General features: G+C 72.6%; 17 protein-coding genes, 1 tRNA gene and 1 pseudogene. 8 read left to right on the top strand and 11 right to left on the bottom strand.

Annotated elements, in window-relative coordinates:
- Positions 1-5: 5 nt before the first annotated feature.
- The 3 genes from KR546_RS06990 to KR546_RS06980 form a co-directional block, all read right to left on the bottom strand.
- Positions 6-968, bottom strand: coding sequence for a phosphotransferase family protein (locus KR546_RS06990; protein ID WP_238443984.1), 963 nt, complete (start codon positions 966-968; stop codon positions 6-8).
- A gap of 4 nt (positions 969-972) precedes the next feature.
- On the bottom strand, positions 973-2034 hold the full coding sequence (locus KR546_RS06985; protein WP_238443983.1) for a prolipoprotein diacylglyceryl transferase: 1062 nt from the start codon (positions 2032-2034) through the stop codon (positions 973-975).
- 239 nt (positions 2035-2273) lie between these two features.
- Positions 2274-2347, bottom strand: a tRNA-Ala gene (locus KR546_RS06980).
- Positions 2348-2577: 230 nt separating this feature from the next.
- On the opposite strand from KR546_RS06980, the gene KR546_RS06975 reads away from it, so the two are divergent.
- Entirely contained in the window at positions 2578-3159 is a 582-nt protein-coding gene (locus KR546_RS06975) for a helix-hairpin-helix domain-containing protein (RefSeq protein WP_238443982.1), read from the top strand.
- Positions 3160-3303: 144 nt separating this feature from the next.
- Entirely contained in the window at positions 3304-5817 is a 2514-nt protein-coding gene (gene leuS, locus KR546_RS06970; RefSeq protein WP_238443981.1) for a leucine--tRNA ligase, read from the top strand.
- Between the two features lie 12 nt (positions 5818-5829).
- Here leuS and KR546_RS06965 read toward each other — a convergent pair whose 3' ends face one another.
- The 3 genes from KR546_RS06965 to KR546_RS06955 are packed head-to-tail and all read right to left on the bottom strand — an operon-like array spanning position 5830 to position 8697.
- A complete protein-coding gene (locus tag KR546_RS06965) occupies positions 5830-6507 on the bottom strand; it encodes an ABC transporter ATP-binding protein (RefSeq protein ID WP_238443980.1) in 678 nt (225 codons plus the stop codon).
- Between the two features lie 13 nt (positions 6508-6520).
- The gene (locus KR546_RS06960; protein ID WP_238443979.1) at positions 6521-7582 is read right to left on the bottom strand and encodes an FtsX-like permease family protein; all 1062 of its coding nucleotides are present in this window, start codon (positions 7580-7582) and stop codon (positions 6521-6523) included.
- Positions 7579-8697 carry an FtsX-like permease family protein gene (locus KR546_RS06955; protein ID WP_238443978.1) on the bottom strand — a complete coding sequence of 373 codons (1119 nt, stop codon included), beginning with the start codon at positions 8695-8697 and terminating at the stop codon, positions 7579-7581. Before KR546_RS06955 ends, KR546_RS06960 begins: the two co-directional genes overlap by 4 nt.
- A gap of 44 nt (positions 8698-8741) precedes the next feature.
- Here KR546_RS06955 and KR546_RS06950 point away from each other — a divergent pair, with 44 nt between their 5' ends.
- From KR546_RS06950 to KR546_RS06940, 3 genes are all read left to right on the top strand, one after another.
- Positions 8742-9350, top strand: a complete 609-nt coding sequence (locus tag KR546_RS06950; protein ID WP_238443977.1) for a TetR/AcrR family transcriptional regulator — start codon at positions 8742-8744, stop codon at positions 9348-9350.
- A gap of 229 nt (positions 9351-9579) precedes the next feature.
- Complete coding sequence (locus tag KR546_RS06945; protein ID WP_238443976.1) at positions 9580-10695, top strand: ThuA domain-containing protein; 1116 nt, start codon at positions 9580-9582, stop codon at positions 10693-10695.
- A 229-nt stretch (positions 10696-10924) separates the two neighbouring features.
- Positions 10925-12058 carry a ThuA domain-containing protein gene (locus tag KR546_RS06940; RefSeq protein WP_238443975.1) on the top strand — a complete coding sequence of 378 codons (1134 nt, stop codon included), beginning with the start codon at positions 10925-10927 and terminating at the stop codon, positions 12056-12058.
- A gap of 78 nt (positions 12059-12136) precedes the next feature.
- On the opposite strand, the gene KR546_RS06935 is transcribed toward KR546_RS06940, so the two are convergent.
- The 4 genes from KR546_RS06935 to KR546_RS06920 form a co-directional block, all read right to left on the bottom strand.
- Positions 12137-13750: a DUF6297 family protein gene (locus tag KR546_RS06935; protein ID WP_238443974.1), complete on the bottom strand. Its 1614-nt coding sequence runs from the start codon at positions 13748-13750 to the stop codon at positions 12137-12139.
- Complete coding sequence (locus KR546_RS06930; protein ID WP_238443973.1) at positions 13747-14460, bottom strand: ABC transporter ATP-binding protein; 714 nt, start codon at positions 14458-14460, stop codon at positions 13747-13749. Before KR546_RS06930 ends, KR546_RS06935 begins: the two co-directional genes overlap by 4 nt.
- Before the next feature lie 105 nt (positions 14461-14565).
- The gene (locus tag KR546_RS06925; protein ID WP_238443972.1) at positions 14566-16620 is read right to left on the bottom strand and encodes an acyl-CoA dehydrogenase family protein; all 2055 of its coding nucleotides are present in this window, start codon (positions 16618-16620) and stop codon (positions 14566-14568) included.
- Positions 16621-16871: 251 nt separating this feature from the next.
- Entirely contained in the window at positions 16872-18239 is a 1368-nt protein-coding gene (locus tag KR546_RS06920) for a TrpB-like pyridoxal phosphate-dependent enzyme (RefSeq protein WP_238443971.1), read from the bottom strand.
- Positions 18240-18370: 131 nt separating this feature from the next.
- Between KR546_RS06920 and KR546_RS06915 the strand changes: the two genes are divergently transcribed.
- The 3 genes and pseudogenes from KR546_RS06915 to KR546_RS06905 all read left to right on the top strand — a co-directional run.
- A complete protein-coding gene (locus KR546_RS06915; protein WP_238443970.1) occupies positions 18371-19252 on the top strand; it encodes a DegV family protein in 882 nt (293 codons plus the stop codon).
- 63 nt (positions 19253-19315) lie between these two features.
- Entirely contained in the window at positions 19316-20143 is an 828-nt protein-coding gene (locus KR546_RS06910; protein WP_238443969.1) for a ComEA family DNA-binding protein, read from the top strand.
- 206 nt (positions 20144-20349) lie between these two features.
- A pseudogene (locus KR546_RS06905) lies at positions 20350-22419 on the top strand (ComEC/Rec2 family competence protein); the annotation flags it as partial.
- A 244-nt stretch (positions 22420-22663) separates the two neighbouring features.
- Here the strand turns inward: KR546_RS06905 and KR546_RS06900 are convergent.
- Positions 22664-24967, bottom strand: coding sequence for a M64 family metallopeptidase (locus KR546_RS06900; RefSeq protein WP_238443968.1), 2304 nt, complete (start codon positions 24965-24967; stop codon positions 22664-22666).
- Positions 24968-25040: the final 73 nt, after the last annotated feature.

Here is a 25040-nt window from a genome sequence, read left to right as displayed (position 1 = left end):
GACCTTCAGGCCGGGCCGACGTCGGCGGGGAGTGGCTCGAGCAGTGCCAGGAGCCAGCGTGGGACGGCCGCGCGATCCGGGTGGTCCATCGGCTCGTTCTGGACGGCCCGGGCCCACGACATCGCGCGCATGACGGCGCCCAGGTGGCGCGCCATCCGCAGGTCGCGGCGCAGCCGTCCGGGTGGGGCGACGTCCGTCCAGGTCTCGAGGTAGGCCGCGACGAGCGGACCCAGGTCGTCCGCCAGGGACGGCGTGTGGTGGGGGATGCTGCGCAGCGTCGTCGTCATGCTCGCGAACGGGTGGCCGAGCGCCGCGTCGCCCCAGTCCACGATGCGGGGCCCGCCGACGAGGACGTTGTTGCCGTGGAGGTCGTCGTGCTGGATCGCGTCGGCGACCGGCGACGTCACGAGTTCGTCGACCGCCGCCTCGAGCCGCGGCCGGTGTGCGGCGAGCCGTCGCTCGTCCGTGATCGTCAGGCCCCACGGTCGACCACGCCCGACGAGCGTGGCGTCGGCCAGCAGGTCGTCGAGCCGTGCGAGCAGTTCGTGGCCCCGCGCGTCCGGCACGCCGGCCGTCCGCAACGCCTCGACGTGGTCCTCGGTGTGGCGCTGCAGCCGGGCGTAGGTGCGCAGTGCGGCACGCCAGGCGGGCGCGGCGTCCTGGCCACCCTCGAGCGTGCGCAGGACCGGGCCGCCGTCGTCGAGCACGATCCAGCCCCGGTCGGCGTCGGCTGCCCGGATGCCGGGAACGGCGTCGGGGGCGAGGCCGGCCAGCAGGACGAGGACGGCGACCTCGTGGCGACTCGCCGGCGGCATGGCCTTCACCCACGGTCCGTCGTCGCCCATCCGCCCGACCACGGACCACGGCCGGGCTTGGCGGACCTGCCAGTCGTCGCGGCCGAGCGTCGTCGCGAGCCAGGCGTCGAGGTCGGTCCGGGAGCTCGCGAACCAGGCCGGGACTGCCGGCATGGCCTCAGGCACCCGGGTGGTTCCCCGGGCTGGTGGTCGAGGAGGCATCCGTGTCGTCGTCCGGGTCCTCGACGTCCGGGGTGGCGTCATGCGGCTCGTCGTCGAGTGCGGTGGGGCCGTCCGGGCGGTCGTCCGTCGCGCTGGCCTCGGCGTCCCGCTCGCCCGGTTCGTCGTCCGCGGCGTCCTCCGGCAGGACGCGCACGTTGGAGGTCTGTGGCTGGGTCGCGCTGGGAGGCATCGCCTGGGCGGCGAAGCGGTCGGCCCGGCGTGATCCGGTGGCGAGGATCCAGGTTCCCAGCAGGGCGATGACGATCGACCCCCACTGGGCACCGGTCAGGCCCGCCACCGTGGCGTCGTTGGTGCGGGCGAAGTCGGTCAGGAACCGCCCGATCCCGTACCAGGTCAGGAACAGGCCCATGATGGTGCCCGGGACCAGTGGATGGTTGCGGTCGCCGGCTCGTCGCAGCAGCACGGCGATGACCGCGAGCAGGACGAGCAGGTGGAGGAACTCGTAGAAGGCGGTGTTGTGGATCGTCTCGCCGATGGCGGGCTCCGGCTCGACCGTGCCGCCGCCGCGGTAGGTCATGCCCAGGAAGAAGTCGGTCGGCCCCCCGAAGTGCTCACCGACGGCCATGCACCCGATGCGCCCGACGCACAACCCGATCGCCACGCCCAGGGCGGTCCCGTCGAGCACGGCCCAGCGGTCGGCGTCGTCGTCGTAGTTCCCCCGTGACCACCACCAGGTCGCGATCGCGCCGAAGATCAGCGCGCCGGAGAACTGCATCCCGCCTTCCCACACGGCGATCACGTCGATGGGGGACTGGATCTCCTCGAGGTGCGACAGCACCCAGGTCACCCGGGCACCGATCAGCCCGACGATCGCGACCTTCGTGGCGAGGCTGGTGTACTCGTCCGGGTCGATGCCCCGGTTGGCCACGTAGCGAGCGGCGACCACGACGCCGAGGATGATGCCCAGCGCGACCATCAACCCGAAGGTCCGGATCGTCAGCGGCCCGAGCTGGAAGTCGGGGAAGGTGTGGTAGGGCACTTGGGCGAGCAGAGTCACGGAGTGGCCTCGCGGGGGATGGAGGACGAACAGGATGTCCACGGACCCACAGGATGCCCGACCCCGCCACCCCCTGCCGACACCCCCACCCGAACGGGAGCCAGGCCGCAAAGGGGGGCCCGCCTGAAAGCGTGGTTCGCAGCAGAGAGCTGCGCTGCAGTTGCGAGGGCTTGCCCGAGCACACTGCAATGCACCCGGACGAAGACTCGCCGGAGCGGCGTGTCACGTACGGGTGCACGTGGACCTGAGGGGATTTGAACCCCTGACCCCCTCCATGCCATGGAGGTGCGCTACCGAACTGCGCCACAGGCCCGTGGGTGCGGCCGGCCACGATACCACCGGGGCCGTGGGCACGCGAACCCGACAGCACCGACGTCACCCACGACCCAGGCGGACGAATTCTCCCGGTTCGGCGACGTTGCGCCTAGGCTCGTCGACACTGCGGGGAGCAGCGTCACGGACCCGGCGGGGCACCGGCCGCACGCCGACCCTCCTGCCCACCGCACCGTCCCGTGCAGTCGCCGATCGCACCAAGGAACCCCCATGTCCGCGCTCACCGACGTCCTCGCCTCCGTGGACGGCCTCCGGGAGGACGCCGCCCGTCGGGTCGCGGCCCGCTTCGACTCGGTCGCCGAGCTCGCCGGGGCCGACCCCGCAGACCTCGAGGCCATCCGGGGCGTCGGCCAGGTGATGTCCGGTCGCATCCTGCAGGCAGCCATGCAGGCCCGGGCCCGGGTGGACGATCCGGGGCGGATGGCCAAGGACGCCAACGCCAGGACCGCGGCGACCGCCGACAAGGTGATCGACACGGCCGGCAAGGTGGCCGGCGGCACGATCGGTCGGACCTCCGGCACGGCGCGCGAGGTCGTCGGCGACGCCGAGATCACGGCGCGGACCGGTGTCTACCGCATCCATGCGAAGTCCGACGAGACGGTCGACAAGGCGGTCGAGGCGGTCGAGGGCACCAAGTTCGTCGCCAAGTCGGTCGCCGACCGGGCGGTGGACACCGCGATGAGCCTCGGTGGCAAGGCCGTGGAGGTCACGGGGGCAGTCGCCAAGTCCACCCTGGAGCCGGCCCGCAAGGTCCTCGAGGGACTGCTGGGCCGTGACCGGGACGAGGACTGAACGCGGCCGCACCGGGGGTCGTGTCCGCGGCCTCCGCACCGGCTCGCGTGACCCCGAGAACGGCCGCAGGATCCCGTGGTTGCCGCGATAGCCTTGCAGGCCGCACCTGTGCCCCTCCCACCGTCGCCGGAAGTGTTGATCCCGATGAGCCCAGACGCGCACGCCGACGCCACGACCGGACCCGACGCGTCCGTCGCGCGCTACGACCCGCTCGCGATCGAGCCACCGATCGCGTCGCGCTGGGTCGACGAGGGCACCTACGAGCTCGACTGTGCCGGTGACGACGAGCGGTTCTACGCCCTGACGATGTTCCCGTACCCGTCCGGCGACCTCCACATGGGCCACGCCGAGATCTTCTCGATCCACGACGCCCTGGTCCGCCACCTGCGCATGACCGGCCATGCGGTCCTCAACCCGATCGGATGGGACGCCTTCGGGCTCCCGGCCGAGAACGCCGCCCGCAAGCGGGGCGAGAACCCTGATGAGTGGACTCGTGCGAACATCGAGGAGCAGGCAGCGTCGATCCGCCGGCTCGGATTCAGCTTCGACTGGTCGACCCGGCTGCACACGTGCGACCCGGAGTACTACCGCTGGACCCAGTGGATCTTCCTCGAGCTGTTCCACGCGGGGCTGGTGGATCGCAAGGAGGGGCTGGTCAACTGGTGCCCGGGGTGCGAGACGGTGCTGGCCAACGAGCAGGTGGTCGACGGGCGGTGCGAGCGCTCCGACGACCTGGTGCAGCGTCGGCCCCTGACCCAGTGGTACTTCCGGATCACCGACTACGCCGAGGAACTGCTCGACGACCTGGACACGATCGACTGGCCGGACCGGGTCAAGTCGATGCAGCGGAACTGGATCGGCCGGTCCGAGGGCGCCGAGATCACCTTCGAGGTCGCCGACGACTCCGACGACGAGGTCGTCGTCTACACGACGCGGCCGGACACGATCTTCGGGGCGACCTACTTCGTGTTCGCGCCCGAGCACCCACTGGTGCTCGCCCGGATGGCCGACGACCCCGGCTATGCGGACTACCTCGAGGAGGTGTCACGCCGGTCCGACATCGAGCGCCAGGCGACCCTCGGGGAGGACCGTCGCGACAAGCGCGGCCACCGGCTCGACTTCGACATGGTCAACCCGTTCACCGGCGAGACCATCCCCGCCTTCGCGGCGGACTACGTCCTGATGGACTACGGGACCGGCGCCATCATGGCCGTCCCGGTCGGCGACCAGCGTGACTTCGAGTTCGCGCGGGCCAACGACCTCGAGGTCCGGGTGATCATCCACCCGACCGACGACGAGGGCAACCACCTGGACCCGCTCGATCCGGACACCATGGAGGAGGCCTGGGTCGGTCCCGGGACGATGGTCGGCTCCGGCGAGTACGACGGGATGCCGTGGCAGGAGGCCAAGGCGGCGATCATCGACGACGTCGCCGACAAGGGCTGGGGTCGTGGCACGGTCAACTTCCGCCTGCGCGACTGGCTGATCTCGCGCCAGCGGTCGTGGGGTGCGCCCATCCCGATGGTCCACTGCGCGTCGTGCGGGCCGCGGCCGGTGCCGGCCGACCAGTTGCCGGTCGAGTTGCCCGACGACCTCGACTGGACCGTGTCGGGTTCGCCGCTGGCGGCCCACCCGACGTTCGCCGAGACGACCTGTCCGGACTGCGGCGGTCCGGCCCGCCGTGACACCGACACGATGGACACCTTCGTGGACTCGTCGTGGTACTTCCTGCGCTACCTGTCTCCGACCGACGACACGAGGGCGTGGCCACGGGAGAAGGCCGGCGCCTGGCTGCCGGTCGACCAGTACACCGGCGGCGTCGAGCACGCCATCCTCCACCTGCTCTACGCCCGGTTCTTCGTCAAGGCCCTGCGCGACCGTGGCCACGTCGCCGCCGACGAGCCCTTCCAGGCCCTGCTCAACCAGGGCCAGGTGATCCTCGACGGCTCCCGGATGTCGAAGTCGCGGGGCAACCTGGTGCGGCCGGGCGACGTCTCGGAGGAGTACGGCGCCGACACGCTGCGGGGCACGATCCTGTTCGCCTCGGCGCCCGAGGACGACATCGACTGGGCCGATGTCTCGCCGTCCGGGATGAACAAGTGGCTCGCTCGGGTCTGGCGTCTCAACCTCGAACTTGGTGACGCCGAGGTGGCCGACGGGGGGGCCGACGTCGACGTCGCCGAGCTGCGTCGCGCCGTGCACCAGCGGATCCTGGCGGTCTCCGACGACTACGACCAGTTCAAGTACAACACCGCCATCGCCAAGCTGATGGAGATCACCAACGCCACGATGGACGCCGAGCGGGCCGGCGTGGCCGGCGGCGCGGTCCGCGAGGCACTGGACGCGGTCCTGCTGATGCTGGCGCCGATCTGTCCCTTCATCACCGAGGAGCTGTGGCAGCGTCGCCACGGTGCGTCGGTGCACGACCAGGCATGGCCACGCGCCGACGAGTCCCTGCTGGAGGTCGACACCGTCGACGTGATCGTGCAGGTCAACGGCAAGGTCCGTGGCAAGGTCGCGGTGGCCAGCGGGGCCGACGAGTCGGTCGTGGAGGCCGCGGCGATGGCGGACGACAACGCCGCGAGGTTCCTGGCCGAGGGCGAGGTCCGCAAGGTGATCCACGTCCCCGACCGCCTGGTCAACTTCGTCGTGGCCTGACGGGCGGAGGGCTCAGCTCTCGACGAGGGCGCCGTCGACCATCTTGACGATCCGGTCGCCGAGGTCGGTCACGCGTTCGTCGTGGGTCACCATGATCGCGGCGACGCCGCGGCGGTCGACCTCGTCGCGCAGCAGCTCGACCACCTGGCGGCCCAGCTCGGAGTCCAGGGCGGAGGTGGGTTCGTCCACCAGCAGCAGGTCCGGGTCGTTCATCAGTGCGCGCCCGATGGCGACCCGCTGGCGCTGACCGCCGGACAGCTCGTCGGGGACGTTGTCGCCCCGCCCGCCCAGGCCGAGCTCCTCCAGCAGTTGCTCGGCACGGTCGCGGGCGTCACGGTCGACCCGGCCGCCTCCCAGCTGGCGCACGGCCAGGAGGTTCTCGGTGGCCGACAGGAACGGGATCAGGTTGACCGACTGGAAGACGAACCCGATCCGGTCCCGTCGGACCGCCGAGCGCTCGTTGCCCTCCAGGTCACCCAGCTCGACGTCGCCGAGGCGGATCGAGCCCGACGTCGGGGTCGCCAGGGCGCCGGCCAGCGTGAGCAGCGTGGTCTTGCCGGAGCCGGACGGTCCCTCGAGGACGAGGAACTCGCCGTCGTCCACGGACAGGTCGACGTCGTCGACGGCCACGATGGTCTGCTCGCCGGAGGGGAACTCCTTGCGAGCCTTGTCGATGGTCAGTGCGGGCATGGCAACAGCCTCCTCAGCCGATCGCGTCGGCGGGGTCGATGCGCAGGATGCGGCGCAGGGTGCCGAGGGCGCCGAGCACGGCGACCACGACGGTGGCCACGGCCAGGACGGCCAGGCGCGCCGGCACGATCACCAGGGGCAGGTCGGGGGGCACGAGCAGGGTGAGGCCGATCCCGAGCCCGATGCCCAGGACCACCGCGAGCGCCGCGACGGCGACGGCCTGGGCGGCCAGGCCGGCGACGAGGTCTCGGGTCCGGGCGCCGATGGCCTTCAGGACGGCGTAGAGCCGCACGCGCTCGATGGTCAACAGGACGAAGAAGAGCGCGACCACCAGCAGGGTGACGACGAAGGTCACGCCGATGATCCCCTGGAAGGTCGAGGACTGCTGGGTCACGACGTCGTCGGCCGCGATCACGTCGTCGACCGTCGCGGCCGCCAGCCCGTCACCGGTGCCGGCGAGCTCGTCGGGGGTGGCGTCGCCGGACACGACGGCCGCCTGGGTCGTGGCCCGCTCGGTCGGGTTGACGGTGTCGGCGAGTTCGAGCCAGTCGTCGGCGGCCACCCAGATCGTCGGCGAGCCGGCCGAGACGTCCCCCACGAAGGTCGTCACCGTGAGCTCGCGCGCGTCGGGTCCGACCGCCAACGTGTCTCCCTCCTCGACGTCCACCAGGTCGGCGAGCTTGGCGTCCACGACGGCCTCGCCGCTGGTCGGCGGCTCGGGCAGGGTGTCGGTCGCGAGGTCGTAGCCGACCAGGACGACGTCCTGGACGTCGCCGTCCACGGATGCCGTCGTGGCGACGGTCGACAGGCGTCCGACCTCCTCGACCCCGTCGACCTGCGCGAGGGCCTCGACCGTGCCGTCGGGCAGGCGCGATCGTGAGGGTGCGAGGTCGGCGTCGTCGGACAGCACCAGGACACGGTCGCCCTGGGCCCGCAGGACACCGGTCTGGGAGCGGGACAGGCCGTCGAGGAAGGCGCCGAGGACGACCAGGAGGACGACCAGCAGGGTCATGGCGACCAGGACCGGCAGGAACTGTCCGAACCGACGGCGCAGCTCGCGGATCGCGATGCTCATGCCAACCCTCCGCCCCGCACGGCCTCGACCGGCTCGATCCGGAGGATCCTGCGCACGGAGAGCAGCCCGGCCAGCAGCCCGAGGACCAGGATCGCCACCGAGGACGTCACGACCGTGGTCGGGTCGAGTCCGGCCCCGAACACGTCCTGGAGCGCGGTCAGCAGCCCGGTCGCGATCCCGGCACCCACCAGCACGGCCACGCCGACGACCATGACGACCTGGACCAGGACGGGCACCACGACGTCGCGTCGCCGGGCGCCGACGGCTCGCAGCAGAACCAGCGCATCGCGTTTCTGCACGGTCAGGATCTGGAAGAACACGGCCGTGACGATCGCGACCACCAGGTAGAGCAGGACGTACAGGATCGAGAACGACCGGGTGATCGTGCCCGCACCCGGCAGGCTGGTCACGGCGGTGGCGGCGTCGACCGCCTCGACCCCGTCGACGGCACCGGTGATGTCGGCGGCCAGCGTGACCGGGTCGACCCCGTCCGCCACGGTCACCGCGATCGCGGAGGTCGGCAGGGGGACCGGTGCGCCGGCCCGCGCCTCGGTGGCCTCGGCAACGACGTCGCGGGTCGTGAACAGGGTCGGCAGGACGTTGAACGTGGCGCCCTCGGCCTCGCCGACCACGTCGACCGGCACGCCCGCCAGCTCCAGGCCGTCGGTGGGCGGTGCGGCGACGAACCCGCTGACCGCCAGGATCGCGTCGCCGGAGTCGGCGATGGCGCTGCCGCTGGACAGCTCGGCCGGGAGCGCGGGGGAGTCCGGCTCCACGGCGATCACGGCGGTGGGCTCGTCGCCGACGTCGAACACCGTGAACGTCACCGGACTGGCGACGGCCACGCCGTCGACGCCGGCCACCGCGTCGGCCACCCCGTCGTCCACGACCGATGCCTGGGGATTGCGCCGCGCGGCGTCGTCGTAGACCCACACGTCGGTGTCGCCGGCCTCGTACGCGCCGGTCAGGCCCCCGGTCAGTGCGCCGGCCACCGCCTGGAAGAACAGCAGGAGGAGCACGAGGAGGCCGACCGCACCACCCAGGAGGGTGAAGCGGCCCAGCGAGCGTCGCAGTTCGGCGAAGGCGAGGAACATGGCGTCAACTCTATACGACACGACGTCGTGTCGCAAAATAGCGATCGCGGCCTACACTGCCGGACATGCCGAAACTGTGGGCCGACTCGCTGGACGAGCACCGTGCACTGGTGCTCGAGCGACTCGTGGACGCCTACGTGTCCCTGGTCGCCGAGCAGGGCGTCGAGGGCCTGACCGTCGCGGCGGTGGCCGAGCGGGCCGAGCTGGCCAGGTCGGCCGTCTACAACCACGTCGACCACCTCCACGACCTGGCCCTGCTGCACGCCGAGCACACCATGGCGTCGTGGCTCGGCCCCCTGCAGGAGCGCGCGGCGGCCGGGGCCTCGGCCTGGGAGCTGCTCGAGGACCTGGTCCGCAACTCGCTGCAGGTCTTCGCCGAGGACCCCCTGGCCGGCATGGACCTGGCCAGTCACCTCGACGACGCGCAGGCGGCGCGCCTGTCCGAGCTGTTGGGTCCCATCCGGGAGCACCTCCAGCAGACGGTCAGCCGCGGGGTCACCGACGGCGAGTTCGTCGACCTCGACCCCCGTGCGCTCGCCGGGTTCGTCTGGGCGTGCATCTCGGGGTACCGGACGATGGTCGGGACCATGGGCATGCCTCACGCGGTCGCGGCGGACACCCTCGTGCCCCTGCTCGGCCGGGCCGTGCTGGCAGTGCCCGGTGACCTCACCTGACCCGACGACTTCTGGTCGTCAGGCGACACATCTCGCGGCCTCCACCCGGCAGATGGCCATTGACTCCGTTCGGTCCCACTCCATAAGTTTGGTGGGTCGACGAATTGCGTGGGTCGTGCAGGGATCCGCACCGCGTCGGCATCCGACCGCACCGGCGCCCCCGCGCCGTCGTCCCCCGAATGGGAGAGTCATGAGAGTTGCTCGACAATACGCCCCTGCACGAAGGCTGATGGTCGCCGTCGTCGCCGCCGCCATGCTGGTGGCCGCGTTCGGCCTGGCGCCGTCGCCCGCCCAGGCCCAGGCCGACGAGGACTACGAGGTCCTGGTCGTGGGCAAGACGCTCGGCTTCCGCCACGGCAGCATCGACAACGCCACCCACGCGATCATCGACCTCGGTGAGGACAACGGCTTCACCGTCGACGTGTGGGACCCGCCGAACGACTCCGGTGGCTGGTGGGGTCCGGGCTCGCCGGGCCAGCCCGAGCTGACCCTGGACAGCACGCCCTTCACGAGCGCCGAGGACCTGGCGAAGTACGCCACGATCGTCTTCGTGTCGCCCGTCGACAACACCAACAACATGGACCCGGAGAAGCCACGCCTGCTCGATGACGACGAGCTCGCCGCCTTCCAGGGCTACATGCGCGATGGTGGTGGCTTCGTGGGCATCCACGCCGCGACCGACACCATGCACACGGTGCCGTGGTACAGCGAGATGACCGGCGGCGGCGCGCGCTTCGCCGGCCACCCCCAGCAGCAGACCGCGACCATGCGCGTCGAGGACCCGACCCACCCGTCGACCGAGATGCTGCCACTGGCGTGGGAGCGCTGGGACGAGTGGTACAACTTCACCGCCAACCCGCGTGCGGACGTCCACACCCTGATCACGCTGGACGAGTCGACCTACGACCCGGGGCGCTCCGCGATGGGTGACGACCACCCGTTGAGCTGGTGCCAGAACTTCGAGGGCGGCCGCTCGTGGTACGAGGGCGCCGGCCACACCGACGAATCGTTCGAGACCGACACGCTGTTCCTCGAGCACCTGCTGGGTGGCATCGAGTGGGCTGCCGGTGTCGCCGGTGACGCCGGTGACTGCCGCACCTTCGGCGAGGTCGACGACATGCTGTCGTCGGTCGACTCCGACCACCGTCGCGTGGAGGTCCTGCTGCCCAAGATCCAGGACCGCCTGGACGCGGCGCACGCGGCCGAGCTCGAGGGTGACCACGAGACCGCGGCCGAGCTGCTCGAGGGCGCACAGGGCATGGCCAACGCCGTGGACCGCGACCTGTCGGACAGCCTGGCTGACCTGTGGGAGTGGCAGGAGGCCGCGGCCGACGCCACCTCGTGACCTGATCACGGTGCCGGGCACAGCCGGCACCCACACGAGCGCCCCCGGGATCTCCCGGGGGCGTTCGTCCTGTGTCGAGGCCGAAGTGTGTCGATGAGCAAGAAATAGCCGTTGACGTCGTTCGGTGGGAGGGATAAGTTTGGTCGGTCGCCCGAATTGATCGTGCAGGGGTTGCTCGGCGACATCCCGGTCCGGCAACCAGGTTCGGACCACCCTGATGGGACTGCCAATGAACGATGCGACCCTGCGTCATCCGATCCCCCTGGTGATGCGACGACTGCTGATCGCGGTCGTCGCCGCCACGCTCCTCGCCACGGTGTTCGCCGTGGCCCCACCGCCCGCCCAGGCCCAGGCCGAGGACTACGAGGTCCTGGTGGTGGGCAAGACCCTGGGCTTCCGCCACTCCCACATCGACGAGACGACCAACGCGATCATCGCCCTGGGCGAGGAGCACGGGTTCACCGTCGACGTCTGGGACAACCGCCAGCCCGCGCTGACCCTCGCCACCACGCCGTTCACCAGCGCCGAGGACCTGGCCAAGTACGCCACCATCGTCTTCGTGTCGCCGGTCGACGGCACCAACAACCTCAACAACCCCACTCGTCCGCGACTCCTCAACGACGACGAGGCAGCCGCGCTCCAGGGCTACATCCGTGCCGGTGGGGGCTTCGTCGGGCTGCACGCCGCAACCGATGCCATGCACACCTATCCGTGGTACAGCGAGCTGACCGGTGGCGGGGCACGGTTCCGCAACCACCCGGCCCAGCAGACCGCGACCATGCGCGTCGAGGACCCGACGCACCCGTCGACCGAGATGCTGCCGCTGGCCTGGGAGCGCTTCGACGAGTGGTACAACTTCACGACCAACCCGCGTGAGGACGTCCACGTCCTGATCACGCTGGACGAGTCCACCTACAACCCGGGCTTCGGGGCGATGGGCGCCGACCACCCGTTGGCGTGGTGCCACAACTTCGAGGGCGGGCGCTCGTGGTACGAGGCCGCCGGCCACGTCGAGGCGGCGTACGTCGACCCGACGTACCTGGCCCACATGCTCGGAGGCATCGAGTGGACCGCCGGTGTCGTCGGCGACGCCGGTGACTGCCGCACCTTCAACGAGGTCGACGCCATGCTGGCGTCGGTCGACGCCGGCTCGCGGCCGGCACAGGTCCTGGTCCCGAAGATCCAGGCACGCCTGGACGCGGCGCACGCGGCCGAGCTCGCGCTCGACCACGCGACGTCCGCCGAGTTCCTGGAGTCCGCGCAGGGCATGGCCCACGCGGTGGACACCGACCTGGCACACGCGCTGGCCGACCTGTGGACCTGGCAGGAGGCAGCCACGGCCGCCACTGCCGGAACGCCGTGACCTGACGGGCTCATACGGCCCACGAGCGCCCCCGCGGACCTCCCGCGGGGGCGCTCGTCCGTGCGGGGCGTCGTCGCCTCAGTCGTCCGCGCGGCGCCCGACCCTCCACGTGGTCAGCCAGGCAAGCCCACCGGCCACCAGCAGGGCGACCAGCGCCGGACCGGCGACGGCGTCCAGGGGGGTGGCCCCGGCGGCCAGTGCCGTGTTCACCGCCAGGGCCAGCGGCAGCACCAGGGCCAGTGCCAGCAGTGGTCCGGCCACCACCCAGCCGACCAGCAGGAACACGCCGGGCTCGGCGTGGAGCAGCCACTGCAATGGCGGCGACTCCCGGGTGGCGGTCAGCCCGGCGGCGGCCGCCAGGAGCACGCCCACCGCGATCGCGGCCAGCAGGGCGGCCGGCACGGCGGCGCCGTCCAGGACCCCGGACAACGCACCCACCGCGACGGCCACCACCCCGGCCGTGGCCATGGTCACGGCCGGGACAGCGAGGTGCTCGGGCGTGACGTCCACCGGTCGCAGCGGGGTGAGCTCCTCCAGCACCGGTTCCTCCAGCTCGATCCGCAGTGGCTCCACCAGTTGTCCTGCCACCCCGGAGACCGCGACGACGGCCACGACCAGCGCCGGGATCGCACCGCCGAACACGGCCACCAGGCCCGCGGCGGCGACCACGACGACCACCGTGCGCTCCACGGCGCCGGGACGACGCAGCAACGAGGCGAGGTCGCGTCGCGCCACCAGCGTCCAGCGACGATGGCTGCGTGGCAGGGGCACGTCCCGGACGCCGACCAGCCAGCGCTGGCCCGCGCGCCGCAGCTGGGCGATGGCCCGGGCGTCGAACAGCGCCGCCGAGGCGGAGACCGCCGAGGCCGCCCCTGCCCGCCGGACCAGCTCCTCGTCCGCGATCCCGCCGAGCCGGTGCAGGGCCAGCCGGGTGGCCACCGTCGCGGTGGCGACCAACAGTCCGGTCGCCAGCCACGGCGAGGGGCCACCGACCGACACGGCGGTCGCCACGGGTGCGGCGGCCCAGCCCCACGGGGTGGTCCACGTCGCCAGGTCCGGACGCACCGCGGCGAGCCAGGACAGGGCGGCGACCACGAGCAGGGCCACCGGCGTCGTGCGCAACACCGTGCGTGCGAGGCGGTGGGAGGACTCCACGGCCAGCGCGAGGGTGCCCACGAGCATCCCGAGCGCGCCGAAGCCCAGGGTGGTGGTGGCCACGGTGGTCGTGGCCCCGGTGCGGACCTCGAACGCCACGACCGTGCCGACCGCCAGCCCGACGACACCCCCGACCAGGGCGAACAGTCCCAGGCCGGCCACCAGCCGGCGTCCCAGCAGCACCCGGCGGTCCAGTGGTGCGGGCAGCAGCCACGCGGCCTCGGGACGGGACACCAGCACCGGTCCGGTCCAGGTCCCCAGTCGCATGCCGACGACCGTCAGCACCAGGGCCAACGCGACGACGGCGGCCGGCAGGTCCGCCAGCACGTCGCCCGACACCGGTGGGGCCTCCAGCCGGGGGCCGTCGATCGTGCGGGCGACGGCGGCGACCCACAGGCCGCTCACGACCGCCACCACGTAGACCTGGTAGGCGAACCGCCGGAGGATGTCACGACCGGTCGGCCCGGAGGATCGCTGTCGGACGAACGCCCGGACGGCGCGGACCCGGTCCCGGTCGTTGCCGGTGGCACCGCTCACGTCAGCCCCAGCTCCGTGACGGCCGCGCCGTCCATGACCTCCGCGAAGCCACCGTGGTCGGCGACCACGCCGTCGTGCAGCACGACGACCTGGTCGACCAGGTCGGCCGGGAAGTCGAGCTGGTGGGTGCTGAAGACGACGGCTGTCCCCGCGTCACGACGGGCCTGCAGCGTCTCCCACAGCACGCCCCGCGTGTGCGGGTCCAGGGCGCGGGTGGGCTCGTCCAGCAGCACCAGGTCCGACGGCCGGAGGAACAGGCAGGCCAGCTGGAGCTTCTGACGCATCCCGCTCGAGAGCTGGTCCGGCAGGAAGCCGCGGCGGCGGGACAGGTCGAAGCGATCGAGCAGGTCGTCGGTCCGCACGACGCCCTCGTCGCCCAGTCCGTGGGCCGTGGCGACGAACCCGAGGTGGTCCTCGACGGTGAGGTCGGGGTAGAACAGTGGCGCGTCCAGTGCGAAGGCCACCGATCGGCGCACGTGGCGCCGACCGCCCTCGGTCGTGGTCCGGCGTCCGGCGACCTCGACGATCCCGCTGGTCGGGTCGAGCCTGCCCGCCGCCAGCCGCAGGGTCGTCGTCTTGCCCGACCCGTTGCGGCCGACGACCATCGCGCAGGATCCGCGTGGGACGACCATGTCGAGGCGTTCGAGGGCGACGACACCTCCGAACTCACGTCCGACGGCGTCCAGGCGCAGGGCCGGGGGAGTGGCCACGCTCCACCACCTCCCGTCGGACGTTCGGGGCCGGCGCGCACGGTAGCGAGGACCGGGTGCGGTTCAGCCGCCCGGATCGACCGAGCGGTCTCGGCCCGTCGTGCGTCAGGTCGCGATCGGCGCGGCCAGGACGGCGTCGGGGATCCGGAAGGCATCGACCAGGTCGCCCGCGACCGGTGCCAGTTCGGCGCACAGGTCGTCGATCGTGCGGGTGATGGCCTTCGAGCGTTCGGCGGACAGCCGCTGGTGCTCCTGGAACCACCCACGGTCGGCCTCGATCGTGGCGAGGGCGTGCAGGTCGCAGACGGTGTTGAGCACGGCGCCCAGGTCGCCCTCGGCCTCGTCGACGGCGGTGGCGAAGGCCTCCATCACCCGCCGCTCGACGTGGGCCCGGGCAGCGGCCAGCATGTGGTCCTGGCAGGCCAGGTAGACCGCGAACTCGTCCGCGTCGTCGTCGGTGGCCCGCTCCATCCGTCGGGCCAGCGAGCCGAGCACGTGCTCCTCGCGCCAGGCCAGCATGGCCAGCTGCCAGTCCCGGTTGCGCAGGCCCGTCTCCGGACCCGACTGGTCCCGGTCGACCAGGTCGCGGACCCGTTCCCACGCCGTGCGCACCGACGTCCGCTCGACGATGGTGTCGATGACCCGGGAGGTCAGGAAGCCGACCATCCCGCGCAGGTCCAGCGACCCGAAGTCGTCGGCGAACCCCGACAGCAGCGCCTTCGCCACCTGCAGGAGCAGCACGGTGTTGTCGCCCTCGAAGGTCGTGAAGACGTCGGTGTCCGCCTTGAGCTGGCCCAGCCGGTTCTCCGACAGGTAGCCCAGTCCACCACAGGCCTGGCGGGCGGCCTGGATCGTGTCGGTGGCGTGGGCGGTGGTCATCGCCTTCATGCCCGCGGCGTGCGCCTCGAGCGGGCGACGTCGCTCGACGTCGTCGTCGGCGAACACGTCCGCGAGTTCGTGGGCGAGTCGTTGCTGTGCGGTGTGGAGGGCGTAGGTCCGGGCGAGTCGCGGCAACAGCTCCCGGCGGTGCGTCGGGTAGTCCATCAGCCGGACACCGCGCCCGTCGGGGCGACTGAACTGGGTCCGTCGCAGCGCGTGGCGGACGGCGATGGTCAGTGCGGACTTGCTGGCACCGACCGCGGCACCGGCGATCGAGACCCGCCCCTGGACCAGGGTCCCGAGCATCGTGAAGAACCGCCGGTTCGGGTTGTCGATCGGCGAGTCGTAGCCGCCGTCGGCATCGACGTGGCCGAACCGGTCGAGCAGGTTGGTGCGGGGCACGCGGACGTGGTCGAACCAGATCCGCCCGTTGTCGACCCCGTTGAGCCCCATCTTGTGCCCGCAGTCGGTGATCGTGATGCCGTCCAGGACGGTGCCGTCGTCGTCCCGCAGGGGCACCGCCAGGCAGTGCACGCCGTGGCGCTCGCCGTCCACGACCAGCTGGGCGAACACGGCCGCCATCCGGCCGTCGTCGGCGGCGTTGCCGATCCACTCCTTGAAGTCCACGTCGGGGTCGGGGGTGTGGACGACGAACTCGTCGGTGTCGGGGTCGAAGGTCGCGGTGGTGCCGAGGTCCGCGACGTCGGAGCCGTGGCCCCGCTCGGTCATCGCGAAGCCGCCCGGCAGGTCCCCGCTGATGATGTCGGCGAGCCAGCGCTCGTGGTGCTCCTCGGTCCCCAGGTGCAGGATCGCCCCGCCGAACAGGCCGAACTGCACCCCGGCCTTGATCAGCAGCGACAGGTCGCCATGGGCGAGTTCCTCGAAGGTCGCGGTCGCGCCCACCAGGTCGGACTCGCCGCCGTACTCGGCCGGCAGCCCGACGGCGAACACCCCGTCGTCGGCCAGGGCTTGCAGCCAGTCCCACACCTGCGCTCGGTGCGTGGTCGTGTCGAGCCCGAAGCGTGCGGTGACGTCGTGCTCCACCAGGAAGTTCCGGGCCCGTGCACGGGTGGCGGCCTGGTCGCCGTCGAGGAATCCGCCGAGACCGGAGCGGTCCCGGGTGGCGACCGGTGGTGCGTCGGACCGCGCGTCGGTCGTCGGCACCCGGTCGTGGTCGGGCTCGTCCGACGCGTCCATCCCGGGGTCGCCCGGGCCGTCCTCCAACCCGGGATCCGCGACGGACTGGTCGGTGCCGGGCGAGCTGCCGGGCGGGGGCGTCATGGTCTGCTCCTCAGCGCGGCGCCCGCTGGTGCCGACGGCCACGTCGGGCGCACGATCATCGACCACCATCGTGTCGGATGCGCGCCCCGGGTGCAGGCCACCGGGGGCCGATCGACCAACCCCAGTCCGTGCGCCTCCGGCTCCGACCCCCCGTCGAGTGTGCTCCCCGCGGCCGCCCGTGGCCGGGATGCGCACACTCGACGAACAGTGGTGTGCCGCTCCACGGCGTCCGAGCGCAGCGAGGACGCGCGTCAGGCGATGACGGGGACGCGGGTCATGGCGTCGGCGACCTTCTCGGTCGGGTAGGGCCGGTCCTCGAGCTCGCCCGACAGGTAGGCGTCGTAGGCGGCCATGTCGAAGTGGCCGTGTCCGCACAGGGCGGTCAGGATGACCGTCTCCTCGCCGGTCTCCTTCGCGCGCTCGGCCTCCTGGATCGCCATCGCCAGCGCATGGGTCGGCTCGGGCGCCGGCACGATGCCCTCGGTGCGGGCGAACTGGATCGCGGCCTCGAAGCAGGCGGTCTGTCCGATCGACGTGGCCTCCATCAGCCCCAGTTCCTTGACGTGGCTCAGCAGTGGGCTCATCCCGTGGTAGCGCAGGCCACCGGCGTGGATCGGGTCGGGGACGAAGTCGTGGCCGAGGGTGTGCATCTTCAGCAGGGGCGTCATCCCGGCGACGTCGCCGAAGTCGTAGCGGTACTCGCCACGGGTCATCGACGGGCAGGCATCCGGCTCGACCGCCAACAGTCGCGGCGACATCGTGCCGGCCATCTTCTCCCGCAGGAACGGGAAGATCAGCCCGGCGAGGTTGGAGCCGCCGCCGGCGCACCCGACGATGAGGTCGGGGGTCTCGTCGACCTTGGCGAGCTGGGCCAGCGCCTCCTGGCCGATCACGGTCTGGTGCAGCAGCACGTGGTTGAGGACCGAGCCCAGCGCGTACTTCGTGTCGGGGTCCTGCGCGGCCATCTCCACCGCCTCGGAGATGGCGATGCCCAGCGAGCCGGGCGAGTCCGGGTCCTGGGCCAGCACGGCACGGCCCGCTTCGGTCAGCTCGGACGGCGAGGAGTGGATGTCGGCGCCCCAGGTCCGGATCATCGACGCGCGGTAGGGCTTGCCAAGGAACGACGCGGCAACCATCCACACCTCGCACTCGATGCCGAACTGTGCGGTCGCGAACGCCAGGGCGGAGCCCCACTGGCCCGCACCGGTCTCGGTCGTGATCTTCTTCGTGCCCTCCATGGCGTTGTAGTACGCCTGGGGCACGGCGGTGTTGGGCTTGTGGCTGCCCGCCGGGGACACGCCCTCGTACTTGAAGTAGATCCGCGCCGGCGTGTCCAGCGCCCGCTCGAGGCGTCGCGCCCGGTACAGCGGCGACGGCCGCCACAACCGGTAGACCTCCCGGACCTCCTCGGGGATCTCCACATACCGCTCGGTGGTGACCTCCTGCTCGATCAGCGCCATCGGGAACAGCGGGGCGAGCGCCTCGGGCCCGATCGGCTCGTGGGTGCCCGGGTGCAGCGGCGGCGGTGGCGGCTCGGGGAGGTCGGCGACGATGTTGTACCAGTGGGTCGGCAGCTCCGACTCGTCGAGCAGGATCTTGGTCAGGCCGTGGTCCGCCATGCGCGGCTCCTCCGTGGTCGGTCGTGGCGCGGGCCCCCGGGACGACGCGCTGGCGCCACGATAGGCGTGGGGGTGCGGGTGCGCCCAGCGCTACCGTGGGCCCGACGAGCCGACCCAAGGACCGGTCCCAGGTGCCCGACGGACGTGTCGCGGTCGTCACCGACTCCACGGCCGACCTCCCCAACGAGGTCGCCGAGGAGTGGGGACTGCGCGTGGTGCCGATGTCGGTGACGTTCGGGACCACCACGGAGATCTCGCGGGTCACCATCTCCGACGAGCAGTTCTACGAGCGGCTGGACGTCGCCACGTCCCTGCCGACCACCGCCCAGCCCAACCCCCACTGGTTCATCGAGGGGTGGCAGGACGCCGCCGACGACGGGTGCTCGGCGATCGTGTCGCTGCACGTGTCGCGCGAGCTGTCCGGCACCGTGTCGCAGGCGCAACGGCTGGCCCCCGACGCGGCCGTGCCGGTCACGGTCGAGGATTCTCGCCAGGTCGCGGGCGGGCTGGCGTTGATGGTCCTCGCCGCGCTGCGGGCAGCTGAGCAGGATGCGCGGCCCGACGAGGTGGTCGCGGCGGCGACGGCGGTCCGCGACGCGGTGGTCAACATGATGGTCGTCGACACGATGGACTACCTGCGGCGCGGTGGTCGGGTGACCGGGGCCGCGGCGACCATCGGCCGTGCGTTGCGGGTCCGGCCCATCCTGGGGGTCGACGACGGCCGGATCGAGTCGGTCGGACGCGCACGCACGATGCGCTCCGGGATCGAGCGCATCGTCCAGACGATCCACGACCGGCACGGGGACGTTCCGCTGTCGCTGGTGGTCACCCACGCGGTGGCGCCGGAGGCGGCCGATCTGGCACTGGAGATCGCCCGCGAGCGCCTGGACGTCGCCGCGTCGTTGACCAGCGTGTTCGGACCGGTGCTGGGGACCCACACGGGCCCCGGCGCCGTCGCCCTGGCCGCGGCACCGGCGAGCCTGGTCGGCAGTCCGACAGAGGCCCCGGACTGAGCGTCGTCCACAGACGGACCGGTGGGACCCCGCGGGAACCCGGCGGTCGCGCATGCTCTGGCCGTGGATGCCGACTGGTTCGACCGTCTGGCCCACGACCTGGCCGCCACGCGGGCCGAGTTGCTCGGGCTGGCGCTGCTGGTCGTGGGTGGCGTGGTCCTGACCGTGCTCGTCGTGGGCCGGGTCGAGGGTGCGGCCGGTGGCGGGGAGGCTGCCGAGGGGGTCTTCGGTGTCGGTGACGAGACCGGCGTGGCCGAGGGGCCGTCGGGGAGCTCGACCGTGGACGTGGCGTCGCAGGACCCGTCGGCAGGCCCTGCTGTCGGGGCCGGATCCGACGACGTGGCGGGTGGGACCGGGGGGTCGGATCCCGGCGTCGGTCCCACCCCGGGGGCTGCTCCTGTCGGCGTCGTGGTGGTGCACGTGACCGGTGCGGTCGTCGCACCGGGGGTGCTCGAACTGCCCGCCGGCGCACGGCTGGTCGACGCGGTGGACGCCGCGGGTGGCACGACGGCCGAGGCCGCCACCGACGTCCTCAACCTCGCCGCCGAGCTGCGCGACGGGCAGCGACTGCACGTGCCGACGACGGTCGAGGCGGCCGCGGCGGAGGGGGACGGCTCGGGCAGCGGGACGAACGAGGACGGCTCGGAGGAGCCCGGGCCGGTCGATGGCCAGGTCGACGGTGGTGGCGGGCCAACGGCTCCCGTGGACCTCAACCGGGCCGGCACGACCGAGCTCGAGGCCCTTCCCGGCGTGGGGCCGGTCCTGGCGGGGCGGATCGTGGCTTGGCGGGAGGAGCACGGCGCCTTCACGTCGGTCGGGCAGCTGCGCGACGTGTCCGGCATCGGCGAGAAGACGTTCCAGTCCCTGGCGCCACTGGTGGTGGTGTCGTGACGGCGGGTTCGGACTCGCGTCGCCACGAGGGGCCGCCCGGGGGACCGCCACTGGTGGAGGGGCCGACGCCGCTGGTGGCCTGGGCCGCGGGCGCGTGGATCGGTGCGCTTGCGGGGTGGGCGGTCGCAGCGCCCGGGGCGACCCGGACCCTGGTGGTGGCCGGGGCTGCCATCGCCGGCCTGGTGGTCGCGCTGGCGGTCGTGGCGATGGTCGGTCGTCACCGGGGCGCGGTCGGGTCGGGCCGGGATGGCGCGGGGAAACGACCGCGGGGTGGTCGCCGCGCGGATCGCCGGCGGCTGGTGCACACGCTGGTCGGACTGGTGCTGGTCGCGGCGGTCGCCGCCGGTGCGGCCCAGGCACGGGCGACCGCCCTGGAGCGAGGTCCGCTCGCACGACTGGCACAGCAGGGCGGCGGGGCCTCGGTGCTCGCCACGGTCGCCTCCGAGCCGGCACTGCGCGACGACGGCACCTCGTGGGTGCTGGTCACGGTCACGCGGGTGGGCCACCACCACGGCCGCTGGCGGGCCCTGGTCGCGGGCCTGCGCGACCCGCCGACGGTGGGCGATCGCCTGCGCGCCACGGCCACGGCCCGTCCGCTGGACAACGACGGGTTCGAGGGTTCCCTGCGTCGCCGCCACGTCGGCGTGGCGCTGGACGCGGACACGTGGGCGCCGGTCCCATCTGCCGGCGGGGTGCTGGGCGCGATCGACGCCCTGCGGACCGACGTGCGCACCGCCGCGCGCGCCGGCCTGTCGGGGGACCGGGCTGCCCTGGCCACCGGCCTGGTCACGGGCGATGTCCGTGGGTTGTCTGCGGACGCCGACGACGGCATGCGCGCCACCGGGCTGACCCACCTGGTCGCGGTCTCGGGCTCGAACGTGGCACTGGTGCTGGGCGTGGTCGCCGCCGTGGCGGGTCGGTGGCCGCGTCGGCTGCGACGTGCGGCCCTGGTGACGGCGCTGGTCGCGTTCACCCTCACGACCCGGGTCGAGCCGTCGGTCCTGCGCGCGGCGACGATGGCCGGTGTCGTCCTGGCCGGGGACCTGCGCGGCGTGGCTCCCGATGCGGTGCACGCGCTGGCCGGCACGGTCCTCGTGCTGGTCCTGGTGGACCCGGCGTCCGCCGGTTCCCTGGGTCTCGTGCTGTCCGCACTGGCGACGGCCGGCGTGCTGGTGGCCGCGCCCGCCCTCGCCCGACGGCTGCCACGATGGCTGCCGCGGGCGGTCCGCCTGCTCCTGGCAGCGACCCTCGGCGCCCAGGTGGCGGTCGCGCCGGTCCTGCTGGCCACCGTCGGCGAGGTGCCGCTGGTATCGATCCCCGCGAACCTCGTCGCGGTCCCGGCCGCGGCGGTGGCCGCCGTGGTCGCCACCGTCGCCGCGGTGACGGCGCCGGTGCTCCCGGGCGTGGCCGCGGTCGTGTTCGGCCTGGCCGACCTGCCGTTGCGGGTGGTGCTGGCCGTGGCTGCCAACCTCCGGGGACCGGCCATCACGCCCGACCGTCCCGTGCTGGCCGTCGCCGCGGGCGTGGTGGCGGTGGCCCTGCTGGCTCGACCGGGTGGCCGACTCCGGCGGGTCGCCGTGGTGGCGGTCGTGCTCGCGGGTGTCGCGCTCGGGCCTCCGGCGACGTGGGTCGGTGCGCATCTGGGCTGGGGCGTTCCGGACGTGCTGTCGGTGACGGCGATCGATGTCGGCCAGGGCGACGCGATCCTGGTCACGACCTCGTCGGGGCACCGGATGCTGGTCGACGCCGGTGGTGACGACGCCGCGGCGACGTGGCTGCGTCGACACGGGGTCGGCCGACTCGACCTCGTCGTGGTGACCCATCCGCACGCCGACCACGTCGGGGGACTGCCGGACGTGGTCGCGCGCGTGGACGTCGACCGTGCCTGGGTGGCGGCCGACCCGGACGGGTCCGCCCCGACCCTCGACCGGGTGGCGACCATCGGCGGGTCCCGGCCCGTGGGGTGGCCCGACACCACGACCGTCGGCGTCGTGCGGGCAGGGTCGGCGCTGCGTCTCGGCTCCGCCACCGTGGAGGTGCTGGGACCTCCGACCGGCCCGGTCCTGGCTGCGACCGAGGGCGCGGCCAACGATCGCTCGGTGGTGCTCCGGGTCGTCGAGGACGACCGGGTCGCCCTGCTGGTGGGCGATGCCGAGGTGACGGCCCAGCGCTGGCTGCTCGACCACGTCGACGACCTCCGGGCGGGCCTGCTGAAGGTCCCGCACCACGGCGCCGCCACCACCGAACCGGCCTTCCTCCACGCGGTCGCGCCCCGGGTCGGGCTGGTGTCGGTCGGTCGGGACAACGACTACGGCCATCCCCACCCACGCCTGCTGGGGTGGCTCGACGACCTCGACGTGGTGGTCCACCGCACCGATCGCGACGGCACGGTCACGCTCCCCGTCCCGCCGCCTCGCCCGGTCGTCGGGGCCGGCTCCATGGAGCCACCCGAGCCCGCGGCGATGCCCGAGCCCGCGGCGATGCCCGGGGACGGTCACCGCCCCCGGGCACCCCGGGACCTCAGCCGAGGTCGGCGCACTGACCGGTCGCGGGCCCGTGCACCTCGTTGGGTGCCTGCAGGTCGACCGGTGCCGGGTCGTTGCCGGAGCAGCGCAGCGGTCCCTCGACGGTCGTGCCGGCCACCACGGGGTCGCGGTCGGTGGTCGAGTCCACCAGGGTCAACGGTCCCTCGACCGTGCTCCCGACCACCGTGACGTCGTGGGTGGTGCCGGTCAGCGACACCGGTCCCTCGACCGTCGTGGTCAGCAACTGCACGGTGGCCGCCGAGGACGCCCGGACGGGTCCGGCGATCGTGGCGTCGGTGGCGACCAGGCTCGCGCCCGCGGCCACGACGACCTGGCCGCTGACCGTGGTGCCGTCGATGCAGGTGACGCCGGACGCGACGACCAGCCTGCCCGAACGGGGCGCGCTGATCGTGTCGGTGCAGGCAGGCGGCTCGGGCAGCAGCGTGGCGACGAAGCCCTCTGCGGCGCCGATGTTGCCGGCCGGGTCGATGGCGCGGTACTCGATGAGGTGACGGCCGTAGCCCGGTGCGGCCTCGTCCCACGGCACCACCCGGCTCTCGCCGAGCTTGCCGTAGACCAGCGACTCGATCTCGGTGCCCTCCGCGGTGAACAGGAACGGCGCGTCGGCGTCGGTCGGCCAGCCGAAGTAGTTGAACCAGCCGTCGCCGTTCTGGCGGAACTCCGGGACCACGTAGCCGTCGGTGTCGTCGGTCGCCTCCAGGCCCATGGTGAACGGCCCGTTGAAGACGTACTCGGGGCCGTCCGGCGTGGTGATCTCCAGCAGTGGCTCGGACAGCTCGTAGCTGACCTGCGGGTCGGTGGCGTCGACCTGCCACTGGCGGCTGTCGACGACCGCCCCGCTGGCCGGATCGACCAGGTCGGCCTGCAGCGTGTGGGTGCCGGTCAGCCCGAACGGCTCCAGTGCGAGGTCACGGTCGTTGCCGGGGTTGGACACCTCGGACCCGTCCAGGGACCAGTCCACCTCCCAGCGCTGGTCGACCGGGTGCGTGGTGTCCACGTACACGACGTCGGTGGCGCCGACCGGCTCGGCGGTGCTGGTCGACCCGGTGATGGCGGGCTCGACGTCGCTGACCTCGGTGACCAGGCTCGCGTCGACGGTCCAAGTGCGCGTGGCCGTGAGGGCGTTGGAGCTGCGCACGGCAGGGTCCCGGACGAAGGCGGTCGGGTCCACGACGGTGGCCGTCACGGTGTGCTGTCCGTCGAGGTCGAGCGCGCGGAGGTCGAGGCTGCGGGCGTTGGCCGTGTCGGCCAACACCTGCCCGTCGACCCTCCAGGTCACGTCCAGCTCGTGGCTGACCGGGTGCTGGGTCTCGAGCCACACGACCCGGTCCGCCCCGATCGGGTCGGACGTCGGCGTCGAGGACTGCACCAGCGACGTGCGCGACGAGATCCGCTGGGTCATCCGCTCGCGCGACACCTGGTCGAAGTAGTAGCCCAGCGACTTCATCATCGAGTGCTGGCTGGGACGCCAGATCCCGGACCCTGCGTACATGCCACCCTCGTAGCGACCGATGACGCCACCGGACTCGCTCTCCTCGCCCAGCCAGCGCCACCACTTCGCCTGCTGGTCGAGCATCTGCTGCTCGGTCCGCAGCGTGTGGTGGATCGACGAGGGCTCGCCCCCGGTGTAGGGCGCACCCTCCTCGCCGCGGCCGTAGTAGTCGTACTCGTCCTGCAGTCCGCCCAGTGAGTGGCCGAGCTCGTGCGGGGTGATGAGTGCCGACAGGGCGTTGCCACCCGACGCGGTCGCGTACGAGCCACCCGCCCCGCCGTAGGTGTCGCTGTTGGCGATGGCGAGCAGTTGGCGGTTGCTCGACCCGACGCCCTCGACCAGGTTGGCGTAGTCGATCGCGGCACGACGGTCGACGGTCAGGAGCCGCTGGACGCTGTTGGGGTTGCAGCCCCCCCAGAAGCCCATGTCCAACGGGGTGTCGAACTCGGGCGAGTCCAGGTCCGGGTCGCAGTCGACACCACTGTCGGGCGACTCGATCTCGATCGCGTAGACGTTGACGTACTCGCGATAGGACTTGAACGGCTCGATGCTCCACAGCACGTTGAGGTGCTCGTCGACCTGGGCACGGAACCGTGGCATGTCCTCGGCGGTGTAGCCGTCGCCGAGGATGACCAGGTTGAACCGGGCCGCCGGGGGACCGGTGACCTGGATCGGGACCACCGTGGCGTGGGGCGCCTCCTGGGCGACCGCCGCCATCGGGACGGTCATCGGGGCGGCCACGACGGCGAGCGCCACGGCGGATCGGAGCAGCAGGCGTCGCAGCATGGGGGGACCTCCGGGGGGACAGGGGGCGAGGTGGCGGCCACCCTAGGCATCGGCGTTTGATCTCGTCAAACAC

It is taken from the genome of Salsipaludibacter albus, from assembly GCF_019798055.1.
Classification (GTDB): Bacteria; Actinomycetota; Nitriliruptoria; order Nitriliruptorales; family Nitriliruptoraceae; genus Salsipaludibacter; species Salsipaludibacter albus.
The sequence above is the reverse complement of the archived record's forward strand: the minus strand, read 5'-3'. Positions and strand labels throughout refer to the sequence as shown.